This window comes from Streptomyces sp. NPDC007205, from assembly GCF_040634095.1.
Classification (GTDB): Bacteria; Actinomycetota; Actinomycetes; order Streptomycetales; family Streptomycetaceae; genus Streptomyces.
The window spans coordinates 1-14,403 of record NZ_JBEYEW010000039.1 but is presented as its reverse complement, the minus strand read 5'-3'; the positions used below and the strand labels follow the sequence as shown (position 1 = coordinate 14,403).

General features: G+C 69.9%; 17 protein-coding genes. 8 read left to right on the top strand and 9 right to left on the bottom strand.

What is annotated here, in order from left to right; translation table 11 throughout:
* Positions 1-10: 10 nt before the first annotated feature.
* From ABZ624_RS35970 to ABZ624_RS35960, 3 genes are all read right to left on the bottom strand, one after another.
* Positions 11-406, bottom strand: coding sequence for a hypothetical protein (locus ABZ624_RS35970; protein ID WP_360098677.1), 396 nt, complete (start codon positions 404-406; stop codon positions 11-13).
* Between the two features lie 360 nt (positions 407-766).
* A complete protein-coding gene (locus ABZ624_RS35965; protein ID WP_360098675.1) occupies positions 767-1,015 on the bottom strand; it encodes a hypothetical protein in 249 nt (82 codons plus the stop codon).
* On the bottom strand, positions 1,012-1,461 hold the full coding sequence (locus tag ABZ624_RS35960; RefSeq protein WP_360098673.1) for a hypothetical protein: 450 nt from the start codon (positions 1,459-1,461) through the stop codon (positions 1,012-1,014). Before ABZ624_RS35960 ends, ABZ624_RS35965 begins: the two co-directional genes overlap by 4 nt.
* A 719-nt stretch (positions 1,462-2,180) precedes the next feature.
* Here ABZ624_RS35960 and ABZ624_RS35955 point away from each other — a divergent pair.
* The 4 genes from ABZ624_RS35955 (at position 2,181) to ABZ624_RS35940 (ending at position 5,207) form a co-directional block, all read left to right on the top strand.
* Entirely contained in the window at positions 2,181-3,431 is a 1,251-nt protein-coding gene (locus ABZ624_RS35955; protein ID WP_360098672.1) for a helix-turn-helix transcriptional regulator, read from the top strand.
* Positions 3,428-3,988 (top strand): flavoprotein, encoded by a 561-nt coding sequence (locus ABZ624_RS35950; RefSeq protein ID WP_360098670.1) that lies wholly within the window; start codon positions 3,428-3,430, stop codon positions 3,986-3,988. The genes ABZ624_RS35955 and ABZ624_RS35950 overlap by 4 nt, the downstream gene beginning before the upstream one ends.
* 172 nt (positions 3,989-4,160) lie before the next feature.
* Positions 4,161-4,568 (top strand): hypothetical protein, encoded by a 408-nt coding sequence (locus ABZ624_RS35945; RefSeq protein ID WP_360098668.1) that lies wholly within the window; start codon positions 4,161-4,163, stop codon positions 4,566-4,568.
* Between the two features lie 432 nt (positions 4,569-5,000).
* Positions 5,001-5,207 (top strand): hypothetical protein, encoded by a 207-nt coding sequence (locus tag ABZ624_RS35940; protein WP_360098666.1) that lies wholly within the window; start codon positions 5,001-5,003, stop codon positions 5,205-5,207.
* Positions 5,208-5,315: 108 nt separating this feature from the next.
* Here the strand turns inward: ABZ624_RS35940 and ABZ624_RS35935 are convergent, their stop codons facing one another.
* Positions 5,316-5,540 carry a hypothetical protein gene (locus ABZ624_RS35935; RefSeq protein WP_360098664.1) on the bottom strand — a complete coding sequence of 75 codons (225 nt, stop codon included), beginning with the start codon at positions 5,538-5,540 and terminating at the stop codon, positions 5,316-5,318.
* A gap of 88 nt (positions 5,541-5,628) precedes the next feature.
* The gene (locus ABZ624_RS35930; protein ID WP_360098662.1) at positions 5,629-5,916 is read right to left on the bottom strand and encodes a hypothetical protein; all 288 of its coding nucleotides are present in this window, start codon (positions 5,914-5,916) and stop codon (positions 5,629-5,631) included.
* Between the two features lie 965 nt (positions 5,917-6,881).
* Here ABZ624_RS35930 and ABZ624_RS35925 point away from each other — a divergent pair.
* Together ABZ624_RS35925 and ABZ624_RS35920 are read left to right on the top strand one after the other, a co-directional pair.
* Positions 6,882-7,184 carry a hypothetical protein gene (locus ABZ624_RS35925; protein ID WP_360098660.1) on the top strand — a complete coding sequence of 101 codons (303 nt, stop codon included), beginning with the start codon at positions 6,882-6,884 and terminating at the stop codon, positions 7,182-7,184.
* A complete protein-coding gene (locus ABZ624_RS35920; RefSeq protein WP_360098658.1) occupies positions 7,181-7,831 on the top strand; it encodes a helix-turn-helix domain-containing protein in 651 nt (216 codons plus the stop codon). Before ABZ624_RS35925 ends, ABZ624_RS35920 begins: the two co-directional genes overlap by 4 nt.
* Positions 7,832-7,959: 128 nt before the next feature.
* Here the strand turns inward: ABZ624_RS35920 and ABZ624_RS35915 are convergent, their stop codons facing one another.
* The 3 genes from ABZ624_RS35915 to ABZ624_RS35905 form a co-directional block, all read right to left on the bottom strand.
* Positions 7,960-9,345: a hypothetical protein gene (locus ABZ624_RS35915; RefSeq protein WP_360098656.1), complete on the bottom strand. Its 1,386-nt coding sequence runs from the start codon at positions 9,343-9,345 to the stop codon at positions 7,960-7,962.
* Between the two features lie 568 nt (positions 9,346-9,913).
* Positions 9,914-10,849, bottom strand: coding sequence for a sigma factor-like helix-turn-helix DNA-binding protein (locus tag ABZ624_RS35910; protein WP_360098654.1), 936 nt, complete (start codon positions 10,847-10,849; stop codon positions 9,914-9,916).
* A gap of 412 nt (positions 10,850-11,261) precedes the next feature.
* A complete protein-coding gene (locus ABZ624_RS35905) occupies positions 11,262-11,642 on the bottom strand; it encodes a hypothetical protein (protein WP_360098652.1) in 381 nt (126 codons plus the stop codon).
* A gap of 113 nt (positions 11,643-11,755) precedes the next feature.
* On the opposite strand from ABZ624_RS35905, the gene ABZ624_RS35900 reads away from it, so the two are divergent.
* Together ABZ624_RS35900 and ABZ624_RS35895 are read left to right on the top strand one after the other, a co-directional pair.
* Positions 11,756-12,727 (top strand): helix-turn-helix transcriptional regulator, encoded by a 972-nt coding sequence (locus ABZ624_RS35900; RefSeq protein WP_360098650.1) that lies wholly within the window; start codon positions 11,756-11,758, stop codon positions 12,725-12,727.
* Positions 12,724-13,845: a tyrosine-type recombinase/integrase gene (locus tag ABZ624_RS35895; RefSeq protein WP_360098648.1), complete on the top strand. Its 1,122-nt coding sequence runs from the start codon at positions 12,724-12,726 to the stop codon at positions 13,843-13,845. Before ABZ624_RS35900 ends, ABZ624_RS35895 begins: the two co-directional genes overlap by 4 nt.
* Positions 13,846-13,878: 33 nt before the next feature.
* Here the strand turns inward: ABZ624_RS35895 and ABZ624_RS35890 are convergent, their stop codons facing one another.
* A complete protein-coding gene (locus ABZ624_RS35890; protein ID WP_360098646.1) occupies positions 13,879-14,250 on the bottom strand; it encodes a hypothetical protein in 372 nt (123 codons plus the stop codon).
* Positions 14,251-14,403: the final 153 nt, after the last annotated feature.

Genomic DNA, 14,403 nt, shown 5'->3' with positions numbered 1-14,403 from the left:
GTACGCGGCATCAGTTGCCGGGACTGGTGCCGCGGTTGCGGCTTTCGCCATCGGCATGGGCGTCGCCAAGTTCCTCCGGAGCGCCACCTAGCTGGATGCTGGGCGAGCGGTGCGGCAACGAACCCTCGGGCGTCAGTGATTCCTGATCACAGCCACAGGTGAAGGGGCCGCACTGCTCGCTGAACCAGATGCGATCGACCATCGGCAGGTCCTGCATCTGGTCGACAAGGACCTGGCCCTCTTTGCCGACTCTCGCGAACGGGGCCTCATACTTGGTGTTGCACTTGGTGCACCGGGCGTCGAAGTAGTACGAGATCTCGCTGTGCCGGTCGGTCGGGATCACGGGATACCGGGCGCCGCCGTCGTGCAGCTGGATGATGAAGACTTCAGTGCATGTGCAGGACATGAAGGGATGATCCCAGCGGCCTGGAGCCTGATGGCCCTCACTGCGGGACGCGTAAGGGCGACGCCGGAGGTTGACGGTGAAGAGCCGACCGGGCCCACGCGGCCATCCATGGGCCGATAAGACCTGTAGGTCCAACAGGAGGAATGGTCGAGCGGCACATAGGGAAGCCCCCGGCTGCTGCGGGTGGACAGTCGACCGGGGGCTTCCCTGCGCCAGGGCCAAGACCCTCCTACTCGCGCGTACATGGTCGGCGCGCACGCTGATCTGCGAGGGCCTCGCGTGTGGCGCGGACTGTGTCGACGCCCACCCGCATTCGCTCGGCACGCTGCCAGAGTTCAGCCCGCCGCTCCTCGGTCGCGATCACAGCCACGCCCCCGGCTCGACAGTCGCGTACTCGCAGTAGGCCCGCCGGAAGCGTTGGTGCCCCGTGTCGCGAGTGTGCTCGGCCATCCACGTGTCGAGCCGTTCGGCGTCCACCAGGGGGCCGGACGCCTCGCCACAGTCTTTCTCGTCGCCCGAGACGCACACCGCCTCGAACTCAGGCTCCGCCGACCTGTCGGCCTCCCGGGAGACCTCGAACATCCGGAATCGGAACGTACGAGTGGTCACCGCTCACCCCTCGGCCGGTCGGCGTGGTGGGCGGCTCCGCCGTACTCACCGGTCTGCGGGTCGCGCACGCTCACGGTCATCGTGATCACGTACTCCCACATGCCGTCGACCGGCCCGGGAACCCTCGCGAGGGACAGCCCATGCGGTTCGAGGGCGGTGGACTGCCGCGCGACGTCGGCGGCCGCCTGGAGAGCGTCGGCGGGGGTCGACCCGTTGCACACCAGGGCCGTCAGCGCGGACACGGAGACGTCGCTCGACTGCCCGTGGTCAGCGAGTGCGCCAACGGCATCGGTCGCCACATCGAGGGACCGGACAAGATCGTGAGCGAAGAGGGGTGGCCTGCCGATCCGGACCGTTTCGACCGCGCTTTCGCCTGCGGGGCGGGTCGCGGGAAGGTGACCGGAGGGGCCGCGTTCGTGCGGCAGGTTGCCGTTGTGATGCGCCATGACGGGACGGTACGAGCGGACGGGCCCGGCGAGGACGAACAGAATGTTCGCCTTGTGCGGGCCGCCGCCGTGCTTCTGTCGGACATGGCAGACCCCCGGAACCAGGCGCGGGAGGTTCCGGGGGTCGAGGGGCCACAGGCGGCTCCCACGGGGGGGAGGAGCTGCCTGTGGGGGCAGGCGTGGGCGCCGCGCTCCTCGTCGACCGCGAGGACGGCCGCACACAACCGGGCGGGGTCGACATAGCGGGGACGGAACCCGGTTGGGCGGCTGAGGCAAGCGGCCTCCCAGGTTCCGTCGCCGTTCGTCGGCATTAGGACCCATGATCCGCGCGAGAGCACCCGCACGCCCTGGACATCGGCGACCTCGGCGGCCGCCGTCCCCGGGGCGACGTGCACGATCAGCTCGTACCGCCGGTAGTCGGCGTACACGCCATACCCCGAGTCGAGGGGGACGTCGAGGGCATCGAGCGCGGCGAGGCCGCGTTCGAGCGGGGCGATCACCACCGCATCCCACGACGTCCCCGCCGCGGCTAAGGCCGTGGCGGACAGCTCGCCGACGCGTAGCCGGCGTTCCGTCTCGGCATCCGGGTCACGGAAGGAGGCAACCCACCCCGAAGCGGTGGTGTTCTCGGAACTGGCCATATGCGCACGGTAGAGGGCGTAGAACAGAAGGTAGGCGAACAGACTGTTCGCCTTGTTCCGCCCGTCCCGGAGACCCAGATGGACACCAGGGCCGTCGGCCGCCGCATAGCCTACTGGCGCGAGCGCCGCCGCTTCACGCAGACCGAGTTCGGCCGCCTCATGGGCGGCAAGAGCAAACGGTGGGTGCAGTTCCTCGAAGCGGGTGACCGGCACGCCGACCCGCGCTTATCCGTACTCGAGGACGCGGCCCGCGTCCTGAGCGTCGATCTGCTCGTCCTCCTCACCGATGGGCCCGCCGTCGAATGCGTGGACGCGGCCGAGTTGGAGCGCATCCGAACCGTCCTGCAGAGCCACGACGTGATCACGGGCACCGACGACTCCGGCCCCGCCGACCCCCTGCCGATCGACGTCCTGCGTGCCCGGGTCCGCTACGGCTGGACGTCGTTCCAGGCCTCCCACTTCGCCAGCCTCGGCCGCCTGGTGCCCGAACTCCTCGTCGTCGCCAACCGGGCCGCCGCCCGCCACCAGGGCGACGACCAACTAGCGGCGTACCGGTCGCTGTCCATGGTGTTGCAGTTGACCGAGGCCACCTCGATCAAGTTCGGTGATGGCGCCCTCGCCACGATCGCCGGCCACCGCGCCGTCACCGCGGCCGAACGGTCGGGCTGCCCGGTCATCATGGCGTCGGCCTGCCGGCATCTGGCCGACGCGATGACGGCCGACGGGCAGGCCCGCGCCGCCGCCGACTTCGCCGTGGCAGCCGCCGCCCGTCTCGAACCCGATCTCAGGGCCCGGGGCGCCGAGGGGTTGTCCACCCTCGGGATGCTGTATCTCAAGGCTTCGATGGCGCGGGCCGTGGCAGCCGAACGCGACGACCGCCGTGCCGCCCACGACGCCCGCGCGGTCCCCGAACTCCTGGATCAGGCGGGCGAGCACGCGGCCGAGCTTGGCGACGCCGGCGACGGCAATGCCCTGTTCACCGCATTCTCGGCGGCCAACGTTAAGCTGTACCGGGTCGCGGCGCACGTGCAGCTGTCGGAGGGCGCGGATGCTGTCGCCGTCGCGCTGGAGATCACCGACGACGCCCGCGCCGCTCTCCCGCGCGAGCGGCGCGCGCACTACCTCGCCGATCTCGCCCGCGCGTACGCGCAGGCCGGACAGCGGGAGAAAGCGGTGGAGACACTCCTGGCCGCGGAGAAGGAGGCAGAGGAGGAAGTCCACTGCCGCCCCCGGACAAGGCAACTCGTGGACGACCTGCGGCTTTTGGGCGTCGGTGGCGCAGAGGGGCGCTTGCGGGCGCTCGCCGTTCGCTGTGGACTGCCCGGGTGACTAGCACCCTGTATCTGATCTCCAGCGCCGCCCCGCCCGCCCGCCGCGTTGAAACCGGTATCCGCGCCGCGCAAGGGCGGGGCTGGGACGTCTGCCTGATCCTCACGCCGTCCGCGCACAGGTGGGCGACCGAGGACGCCGAAGGCGAACTCGACGAACTTCGAAAGATCACCGGCCACCCCGTACGCCACCTCTACAAGCTCCCGTCGGGGGAGGACGTGCTGCCGGACGCTGACGCACTGCTCGCCGCGCCTGCCACGCTCAACACGTTGACCAAGTGGGCCGACGGCCACGCGGACACGCTCGCCCTTGGACTGCTGACCGAGGGGATCGGACTCGGCTTGCCGATAGTCGCCCTGCCGTACATCAACGCCGCACAGGCCAAGCACCCTGCCCTGCCCCGTGCCGTGGCCACCCTGCGCGAAGCTGGGGTACAGGTCCTCCTCGACGACGGCCAGGGCCACGGTGAAGGCTTCCACCCGCACCAGCCCAAGCGGGGCAATGTCGATGCCTACCCCTGGGAACTCGCCCTCGACGCCCTACCGCCAGCATCGTGACCCACTGCTGACGACGTTCCGGCCCTGGACTGTCGGGTAGAGGAGCGGAGCCTGAGGGCTCCGGACGGTAGCCGTCCGGAGCCCTCAGGCCAGTGCTTACCGGCGGTGAGGGGGTGGATACGACGGCGCCGAAGCCTCTGGCCGGGCGGCGGAACTCCTGGCGGACCACGGCGTGCCCGGAGTGCACGAGGGATCTCCCCGCGAACCCCTGTTCGCGGTGTCCGCCGGCGTCCGTGCGGTGCACTGGCCCGACCTGGTCCTGGTGCTGCCCGGCGAGGGCATCGGCGCCGTCGAGGTGGAGCTCACCGCGAAGACCCCCAGCGCGCTCCGGCGAATCCTGCGGGCGTACGGACAGGCGCGGCGCCGGGTGCTGTACCTGGGCACCGATCCGGTCGTCCGCCAGCTGCAGGGCCGCCCCAGCCCGGACGGACGGTGGATCGACGGTGTCGCCCAGGACGTCGGGCTGCTCCCGCCCGGAGGGCCAGACCCGGGCACCGGCGGACTCCTGCGCGTCCGGCGGTTCGCCGTCGGCGACCCCGCCGTCGACCGCCAGGCCGCGCGGCACGCACAGCGCCGGTGACGGTGGACCTTCGCCGGAGGGGTGCCATGCCAGGCAACTACGGAGCCGTCAAAGGCGGTTGGGACGCTCCGGCCGCAGGAAAGTTGGTGACCTGCGTCACGCAGAGACCGTGGAGTGATGCGCGGGCGAGTTATCCACAGAATGAGCCCTGACCTGGCCTTTTTTCTGAAACCGGATCAGTCCGCCTGTCCCGCGCGCGTGTTAGGCGGACGGGGAAGCGTGTTCCGGGTGGACGCGGCCGGAGCAATGCCCGTGGCGACGCTGGGCCGGAGCACTACATGACCACCAGTAACGTGGTTGGGCACCAAACGCCCTTCAGAACGGCGAAGGGAGACCCCGCCTCGCGGAGCCGATGCTTGCCGGCCTGGCTCCGCTGGGATCTCCCACTCGCTTGATGTCGGGTGCCCGCTCACTGTGAGGAGACCGGAAACCGTGACGACCATTGACCGTACCCCAAACGACTTACCGCGCCACCCCCAGCTGCTCGTGTGGGTGACCACCCTCACCCCGCTCGTCTCCATCGTCGCGGTGGTCGTGCTGGCGCTGACGCACAACGCGGAGGCAGCGACCGCCGTCGGCACCATTGGCGGCGCGGTGACGGTCGGCGGCACGGCGAACCTCCGCAACACCCGCCGATAGCCCCGCTGACGGCCGCCGCACGGTGACCAGCCAGGTGGATACGGGGTGGATAACGTGCAGCTCGCGCCCGTTGCCACCCCGTATCCGGCGCCATCGCCGCCCGGAGGGTCAGCGTTCCTCGCCGGTGGCTGCCTCCGTGATCGCCCGCTGGACGAGGCGGAGCTCCGTCTCGTCCAACGCGTCCAGCGCTGCCTTGAGGTTCAGGGGCGTGGCCCCGGTCAGCGAGGTGGCGATGCGCAGGACGGCCAGCTCGCTGCGCGAGCCCTGGATCGGCGGGGTCTCCGTCAAGGGGAACTCGTTCATCAGGCGGTGGGCGATGCCGATCCAGTTCACGCTGGGATGCGTGCCGCTGCGGTCGACGTAGTGCAGGGGTTCCGGCTGAGCGTCCTGCTCGTCCAGGAACCGCCGCAGCCAGTACCCGTCACGGTGCTTGCAGCAGCCGGGTGGCGGCCCGCATCCACTCGTTGCCCACGCCTTGCAGCAGGCCCTCCGCGAGCTGCTCGCCCGTCCTGTCGTCCGCGACCGTCGTCACCGCTATCTCCGTTCCCTCGGCGTCCCGGGCCGTGGTGGCCGGCCCCGCCTCACTGTGCGCCGCCGCCGACCCGCGGCCGCGCCGCACACGCCGGGCGCTCCCCCGGACGACCTCCCCCGCCACCAGGCGCACCAACGGGTCCTCCGCCAGCGCCCGCACCGCGTCTATCCACTCCATCGCCGCGTCTCCCTCGGCCTCCGGGCAGAGCCCGCGAAGGGCGCCCTGCCCTCCAGCCCTTCGGGGTGGAAGCCCCGCAGGGCACAGGAAGCGACGGGGAGATTTCTCCGGAGGATCGTTCTGGGCGTAGCCCAGCCCGTGCCGGGTGGCTCAGACGGTGGGGATTGTGAGGGAGGGATGCGCACGCGAGCACAGGGCGCGGTGGCGTCGCCCCGGGAGACGGCTGTCCGGACCCGGGGATGCGAGCTGTCCGGACGCCGTCGTCACAGGTCATGCCCTATCAGGGCCGTTAGGTCCAACAGGGCCAACGGGCGGTCGGCCGCCTGCAGCGCTGCTCACCGAGAGGCCGTCAGGAGCCGCCGAAACGGTCGTTGAGGTACCGCAGGACGCGGCGGCGGGCGGGTTCCTCCAGACCGCTCAGGGACTCGACGCAGGTCTGGGCGGGAGCCGGGGCATCTTCCCCGAACGCCAGGAAGCCCGTGTCCAGGGGACACGGGCTTACATGACATGTAATAAATGTCAGTCGGGACTCACGCCGCGAACGCGAGCACCCTAAGTAACCGTCCTGGCTAGGTCCGGCTCAACCACGGTCCTAGCTGCCCAGGGTGTTACGGAACGGTTGCGGACGGATCCGGACGAAGACTGGGACTTGTCCCGCTGGAAGCCGCGTCCTCGCGCGAGCTCCTTCCCGTGTCCGGACGGCTCCGGACGATGCTGGACGGTGTGGGACGGTGACGTCTCAGCGGCCGTACGGGGCGGCGGCATGAGCTGCCCGTTACCCCGCTAACAGCCTGCGCATGGCAGGGAATCCGCCTCGAAGACCTTAGGTGTCCGGGGTCGTCTGGAGGGGTTGACCGCATCTTCATGGCCAAGGGACGCTCATGGCGCGCACGTACTCCATACGTGCGTGGGGGGCCGCGAACCCCTCGTCCCCGTCCTGGCTAGTCATACCGGAGGTCAACTTGTTGTGGATCTACGACGGCGGGCAGTGGGTGTTGCGCCCCTGGCCGTTTGCATCGTCCCCGGGGTGTGTGATCACCCGGGGAAAGCCGCGCTCGTTCGGGCTCGCACGCGCGCTGTACTGGACGGTCGGCGTGCTGTCGGGCCTCATCCTGGTGGGGCTGTACCTCCTCGGACACGAGGTCGAGGTTCTCGGCGCAGTTTTCGCCGCCTGGCTGGTCGGCGCGGTTGTCGACCTGGCTCGCTCGATCCTGGGTCGCGGGTCCGGTGAGGCCGCCGACGGCAAGACCGTGGGCGGTGGCCGATGAGTACCCGGGTGCGGTTGGCCGGCCGCATCATCGAGGCCCGCGAGGAGGCGAAGCTCTCCCAGCGCAGGCTGGCCGAAGCGGTCGAGATGAACCCGGGCGTCCTCAGCCGCATCGAGGATGCCACCCGCCTCCCCAGCGCGGAGCAGCTGAAGAAGCTCGTGCTCGTGCTGCAGAGCAGGGGAGTAACGGTGGACTCCAGGCTGTGGCACGAGCTGCTGCGGAAGGCGAGCGAGGAGCACCCGGGGATCACCACGGTGGTGACCGCGCCCGGAAAGGCCATCCAGGCGAACGCCCACCTGCAGCGGCCCTGGGGACCTCAGCTTGTTCCCGTGGCCCGGGACGACACGGCGCTGCACGAACCCGACCCGATGGCCGTCTCGTCGCCGGAGGAGATGCGGGAGGCCCTGAACGAGGTCCTGGTCTGGGCCGGGGCGCCGTCTCTGCGCGAGCTTGCAGCCCGAAGCGGGCGGTCCAGCTACTACTTGAGCAAGAGCACACTCAGCGAGATGCTCAAGCGGCCGAAGCTGCCTCCGTACGACCGCTACCGGGTCTTCCTGGAGCTCTGCGGCATCACGAACCTTGACCCGTGGGTGTTCACCTGGCGACGGCTGAAGCTGCTCGAGCGCCGCGACCAGATCGGCGCCTGACTCGCAACGACAGGGATCGGGCCAACGGCGGCGGCTCCGGCTGCCGCCCGCGGCTACAGTCACGCGGCAGGGGGCCGGAGCCACTGGCATTGGCTCCGGCCCCCTGTGTCTGGCGGCGCGAGGACGGGTCAGTCGGTATCCGCGTGCGGTTCGAGCAGGGCGAAGTACGTCTCGCGCTGCTGCTCGGTCAGCTCGCCGTCGAGCGAGAGCGCCGACCGCAGCGCGCTCAGCGTGTCCGCCGCCGGCACGGCCCACATCGTGTGGGCCTGGCGCTGGATGTCCCCGATGGTGGCGTACGCCTCGCCGGGGAAGCACCGGATGTACCAGTCGAGCGTCTTGGCCACCGACGGCGTCAGGTTGAGGTGCCACCACTGCGGGGATGCCTTGCCGTCCTCGTCGTCGGCGAACATCTCGACGTTCTCGGCGAAGTCGTGCAGCACCGCGGCCCGCACGGTGCGCCCGAGGTGTTCGGTGGGGACGATCTGGTCGAGGCCAGCGCCCACCGACCAGGCGAGCTCGCCCGCGATCTGGGTGACGGACTCCTTGTTGCGGTGACGCAGCACCCACCGCTTGCGCACGTCGGGCCGGTCGTACAGGGCGTGCTGGAAGTCGGCGGCGAACCGGTCGCGCACCTCGGCCGCGCCGGGCGAGAGGGCGTCACGGTCGCCGGCGGACATCGCCTCCCCGACCCCTGTGTAGGAGCGCTTACGGGCCTCCACCCAGTCGTCGGCCACCGCGCGGGCCCACTGGTCGCGGCCGCCGACGGTGGCCTGCGGCCGCGGGACCTCGCTGTTGCCGCGCGAGATGTAGGCCCGCAGCGTCGAGGCGGTGATGCCGCCCAGCTCGGCCATCTCCGGGGCGCCGATCAGCTGCGCCCCCGTCAGCTCGGGGCTGGAGACGTCGACCACGCACCGCTCCAGCGGCAGGGCGCTGTCATGCTCCTGGTGGCGGGCGGCCCACAGCGCCAGGTGGTCGAGCCAGTTGTCCGGCCGCGCGGCCTCCGGGTCGAAGGTGGCCACCTTGCCGACGTACGCCTTGGCCGGGTCGGCGCGGCCGTCGAGCATGTCGGAGGCGGTGACGGTGACGGCCATGCGGGCCTTGCGCTTCTCGAATTCCTGCTCGACGGGGTCCCAGACCTGGCCGGGCCGGTACCAGGTGGTGCCGTCCCACCAGTAGCCGCCGGCGCGGAACAGCAGCGTCTCGCCGTCCCAGTCGGTGTGCAGGCCGGAGGTGTCGCCGTCGCGCACGAGCAGCACGGTCCGGCCGTGCTCGGGGTGGTGGCGCACCGCCCAGCCGAGGGAGTGGTTGAGCGGGTCGGTGGTGAAGGCGCGCCAGCCGCCGCCGGTGCGGTTCTTGTCGAAGCGGCCCCACATGCCCGGGCCCTGGTTGCGGCCGACGGCCTCGATCGCCTCCGGGCCGTCGTCGAGAGGGATGTGGGAGTCGTCGACGAAGGGCAGGCCCGGCACCGGGTGGTCGGTGCGCAGGCCGTTGGCGAGCGGAACAACGTGACTCAAGGCTGATTCCTCGTTTTGCTCCAAGTGCTGCACACTTCGTACAGCACTGACCTACTCCCCTTATACATGCACTCCAATCCTCTTCGTGCAGCGAAAATCGGCCAACCTGCCCGATGGGCGTCCGTGAATCGCGGACAGCGGTGATCACGTCGGATAAGCCCTCGTTACCCGAGGTGACCCAGGGTGCGGCGAGCTTCTGTCCGCTACCCTCCGGGCACTCTTTCGCTCCGGTGATCGCCAGGCGGTTCCGGCGCGTTGGTAGGCGGGGGAGTGAGGAGGCGTCGCGGCGACTCCTGTCGGATCCGCACCATCCGCTCGCGGTGACGGAAGTAGTCGCGGTAGAAGTCGCGCCGGTGCTCGGACTCCTGCGGTAGGGTCGCCGGGACGAGTGTGACCAGGACGCCAGTGAGGTAGACCCACCAGGGGGCATGGGCGAAGGCCGAGAGGCCGATCGCGGCTCCGCCCCCGAGTAGGCCCGTGATTCGCGCGGGTACACGTGCGCGCGGTCGGTTCACTGCTCGGTCGACCGTCTGCACGGTTGGGACGTGCTCGAAGTCGTGTGGCTCGGTCATCGCCGCACCCCCGCCTGCCGCGCCTGCTGTGCGCGCTGCTGAAGGGCTGCGGCCATGCGGTCGTCCGCGCCGGGCGAAGGGAGGTGGCCCGTGAGGTCCCGGATCTGCTTCCGGAAGAGGTCCCCGTCTTCTCGCAGGCGCCGACGGGCCCGGTAGATCCGGTCGGCGACCATCTTGGCGGTGATGCCGAGCGTTTCGCCGATCTGCGCGTAGTCGTACCCGTCGTAGACCATGCGGAACATGTGCCTGGTGTGCTCCGGCAGGGACGCCAGGAAGCTGTTCAACCAGTCGTTCACCAGCACGGACTCATCCTCGAAGAAAGAGACGCCGGGCCACCAGGGCGTCAGTTCCACACTCCAGTCGTCCAGCACGCCCAGTTCCGCGAGCCTCCGGTCGCGGTCCCGGCACCACCTCCAGTAGTGGCGCGGGAAGGACTGCAGGACGCCCCGGGTGAAGTAGGTCCGCAGGCCGGCGGCCGACGGGCGCCGCCTGCCGGTGGTCTCCGGGACCTCCGGTTCCCACTGCGGGTTCCATCCGCCGCCGTGCAGCGCGTGCTCGACGAAGGCCGGCCAGGCGCCGCTGACCGTGGTGAGGACGAGGTCGATGCGCTCCTGCGGGTCGGTGCGCAGGACGTCGCCGTGCCGGGAGTCGATCTCGAATTTCGCGTGGGCGGGTGCCGACGCGCGGACGCGTTCCACGATCTTGCTGTTGGAGCACCAGGAGTTCAACGAGACCGTGGCGTACGCCCACAGCCGCTCCTGGGTCAGGCTCATCTCCGGGCCGCTGAACTCGGTCCGGCGCAGCCGCTCGATGAGCGCGGAGTCCTCGGCCCGCTGCCGCTCCGCCCGAACCCTTGGGTCCTCGTCCGGAATCATGCCGATGCGCGCCGATTCAGCCCTCTTGAGCTGTTCGATCATTCGTTGTGGTGTCATGAACCCCACCCCCTGTTGTATCGCGTTGCCTTCGGCACGGCGTAGCGGGGAGACGGAAAAACATCGCGCGTGATTCGCGAAAGGTTCTGGACCCGGATCGCCCGGCGGCATCGGGGCCGTGCACTGGGTGACGGCAGTTCAGGTAGGCACAGGATAATTACGGTTATCCTGTGCGTAGTCCGATACCTCGTCAGAATGTGATGGTTTCGGGCGAATCGACAGACATGCGGGGCTGGTTCGTTGCCGGACGGCCCGCGCGCACCACGATGCCGTGGGGAGGGGACCAGTGGGGGTGAGCGCTCAGCCGGCCACCGGCCGGGGCACCGTGCGACGGTGCGGAGTCCAGGAACGCACGTGCCGGGCAGAGCATCCGCTCCGCCCGGCATCGGGGACTCGATCATCAGCGTGGCCGTCAGGTCACCATGTGCATCACCACGTCGAGCACGCCCACGGCCGTGGTGAAGGTGGCGGCCGCAGTGCGCCAGCGCGGTCCGCGCTCGGCTCCACGGTCCAGAGCGTACGCGAACAGCGCGCAGAAACCGGCGCACAGCACGCCAATGAAGACCGCACCGGCCCGGCCAGCGTCCGGCGGACCCCCGTGCAGCCCCAGCAGGTCCTGCAGCATGCCAAGGTCGACCAGCACGGCCGCGGCCCCTCCGCCGGCCCAGCTCCATGCCCGCTTGGGTGGCACGGTCCCGCGGGGGTCGGCCGGGGCCAGTTGAAAGCCCACGAACGCCACCATCGCTGCGGCAACCACGGCGAAGGTCAAGTACTCGATCTGGAACACCGTCATCCGTCCCCCTGGGCGGGCACACCCGCGAGGGCGGTCGGACACCCCCGCAACATAGGCGTCCCGCAATAATAGGGACGGCGCAATAATTCCGACAAACGAGGAGGTCATCGCTCATGGCGGGACAGCAGTACCTGCCGGGCCGCCCCCAGAGGCCCATCGCGCCCGACAGCCCGTCGGCCTTGCGGGAGTTGGCTCTGCGTCTGCGGGAGATGCGCGCCGCGTCGGGCCTGACCCTCCAGCAGTTGGCCGACCGGATCCCTACGAACCCGTCGACCCTGTCACGGGTCTCCTCCGGCCGGAGTCTGGCGAGCTGGCAGGTCGTCAGCGCCTTCGCCGACGCCTGCCAGGCCGATGCGACAGCCCTCGCCGAGCTGAGGGTGCTGTGGGAGGAGGCAAGAACAGAAACGAGGGCAGCAAAGAACCCCGCAGCCCTGGACGACACGGCCGGGCTTAAGGAGCACTTCCGAGCCGTCAACCGTTCCGCCACCCTGAGGGAGCTGTACGAGGCCGTGGGCAGGCCCACGCTGCGCGAGCTGGCGGACAAGTCCGGACGTCCGCGCTCCACCGTCCATCGCACAATCACAGGGCGGTCCGCGACCGGCGCGGCGGACATCGCCGAGGCCCTGCTCTCCTACATCCCGCCGCGCAGCCGCGGGACCTGGGAGGACCGGGTCAACGCCGTCTTCGGTTCGCCCCCTAGCACCCCCGCCCCGGTAGAGGCGCTGTTCAAAGTTGCGCAGGGTGATGCGGCTCAGCGGGCGGAGCGGGTGGTCGCCGAGTTCATGCGAGCGCTCAGGCAGCTGCGGAACCTCGCCGTGCACGGCGAGGTTGAACTCAGTCCGCAGCTCGCCGTCCAGGTGTTGAAGCTTCAGATGACCATCGAAGCGGCAGCCGCGACCGGTAGGGCTGTTGTGGATACCAGTGCATCGGCATGGCCGGAGCTCCCAGGCACCGGAGGACAGAGCGCCCCACCGGAGGAAGACGATCTCTGGTATGTGATGACGGAGGACTCCGACGAGGGCGATGTGCGCCGTCAGGACACGAGCGGGTCTTCTCCGGCGACGAACGCCGGGGAGGCGTCATGACCGCGACGGTCCCGTCCGCGACGGTCCCGTCCGCGATGGTCTCGGTGGCCGAGGCGCAGGCGGCACCGGCCACGACGCGGCGCGATCCGCGCGTCCTCTGGCCCGAGCGCGCCCGCAAGCTCTACGACCACCTGGTGGGGCTGTACGGCGAGGACGACCCGCTGCCCACCCTGGCCGCAGCCTGGATCGCCCACCAGCGCTCGGTCAACACGCAGAAGTCGTACGCCCGCGGCTTCCACGTCTTCGAGGAGTTCGCCCGGGAGCACGGCGCGCACCCCATGGCGGTGAAGTTCCCGCTCGCCGACACTTTCCGGCTGTACCTGGAGACGACGCCGACGTGGGTGCGGGTCAAGGGCGGCCGGCGCGGCGAAATGGTGCGGGCCGGAAAACCGTACTCGGAAGCCTCGCGGGCGAACGCCCTGTCGGCGGCCTCCTCCTTCTTCACCTACCTGGACAAGGTCAGCGACGACGGGGTGAAGAACCCCTTCGACGCGGTGCAGCGGCCGTACATCGACCCGGACTACTCACCCACCCCTGGCTACACCGAGGAGGAGTGGGCCCGGCTACTGGCCACCGCCCGGGACCACCACCGGGTCGCGGCGTACCGCAAGCGCGCCTACGCCCTGCTGCTCATGCTCTACACCTGCTGCCTGCGCATCGACTCCCTGCTCAACGCCCGTGTCGAGGATCTCGGGTACGACAAGGGCCACCGCGTGCTGTTGCTGGAGAAGATGAAGGGCGGCGGGCGGAAGAAGAAGCCGATCCCGCCAGTGGCCTGGGACGCGCTCCAGGACTACCTCGGCGGCCGCACCGAGGGCTGGCTGTTCTGCACCGCCACCGGTGGCCAGCTGGACGAACCGGCCGTGTGGCGGCTGTGCGCGTCGCTGGCCAAGCGCGCTGGGCTTCCGGTGCGCGGGCCGCACGGCACCAAGGGTGATGCCGTCACCCACGCCCTGGCCAAGAAGGACGCCCGCCCGGACAAGGTCCAGCGCTGGGCCGACCACAAGGACTCCCGCACCACCCAGCGATACAACCGGCGCAAGGAGCTGCTGGACGACAGCCCCGGCTACGGCCTCGGAGCCGACCTCGCCGGCGCCCTGGAGCACGGCAGCGCCTGAGCTTCTGCGCGTCCGCCAACGTGTTCATGGCCCTCAACCGCAATTGTCGGCCTGAAGTGAGTACCGGTACTGGCTACCACTGCGGCGGCGAAGCACGTGAGCACGGATGAGCCGGACAGTCGGCGGAATCCGGACCTGTACGGGCTCGCGGCTCCAGCGGATCCACAGGGCGAGGTCGCCGAGTTCGGCGGCCTGGGTGAGTTTGTCCAGGGACCAGAGCTTGCTGCCTCGGTCAATCTCGATACTGATCAGTCGTCCTTTGCCTGTGCGGTGCCTGAGCTGCAGATCTAGCCGACCCGGACGCCCAGCGCGGGAGATGCTGTCGGGGAGCCGGACTTCCCGCTGGACGTCGTAGCCGAGACTGTTGGCCCACCGGGCTGCCGAGTCGGTGAAGAAGCTCGTCACCCCAGTTGTGGACAGATCGGTGAACCTCTCTCCATTGAGCCAGGACCGTAAGGAATTGGGCTCTGGCCCGTAATCGGTGGTAACGCTTCGTGTTGATCATTGGAGCAGGATCCGCTGGCGTAGGAGCGGGAAGCCGGCGCGGCCGTGCATCTG

Coding starts and splice junctions, on each gene's coding strand:
- ABZ624_RS35955 (WP_360098672.1), top strand. CDS start 2,181: ATGGACACCAGGGCCGTCGGCCGCCGCATAGCCTACTGGCGCGAGCGC.
- ABZ624_RS35895 (WP_360098648.1), top strand. CDS start 12,724: ATGACCGCGACGGTCCCGTCCGCGACGGTCCCGTCCGCGATGGTCTCG.
- ABZ624_RS35910 (WP_360098654.1), bottom strand. CDS start 10,849: ATGACACCACAACGAATGATCGAACAGCTCAAGAGGGCTGAATCGGCG.
- ABZ624_RS35920 (WP_360098658.1), top strand. CDS start 7,181: ATGAGTACCCGGGTGCGGTTGGCCGGCCGCATCATCGAGGCCCGCGAG.
- ABZ624_RS35970 (WP_360098677.1), bottom strand. CDS start 406: ATGTCCTGCACATGCACTGAAGTCTTCATCATCCAGCTGCACGACGGC.
- ABZ624_RS35905 (WP_360098652.1), bottom strand. CDS start 11,642: ATGACGGTGTTCCAGATCGAGTACTTGACCTTCGCCGTGGTTGCCGCA.
- ABZ624_RS35900 (WP_360098650.1), top strand. CDS start 11,756: ATGGCGGGACAGCAGTACCTGCCGGGCCGCCCCCAGAGGCCCATCGCG.
- ABZ624_RS35960 (WP_360098673.1), bottom strand. CDS start 1,461: ATGGCGCATCACAACGGCAACCTGCCGCACGAACGCGGCCCCTCCGGT.
- ABZ624_RS35930 (WP_360098662.1), bottom strand. CDS start 5,916: ATGGAGTGGATAGACGCGGTGCGGGCGCTGGCGGAGGACCCGTTGGTG.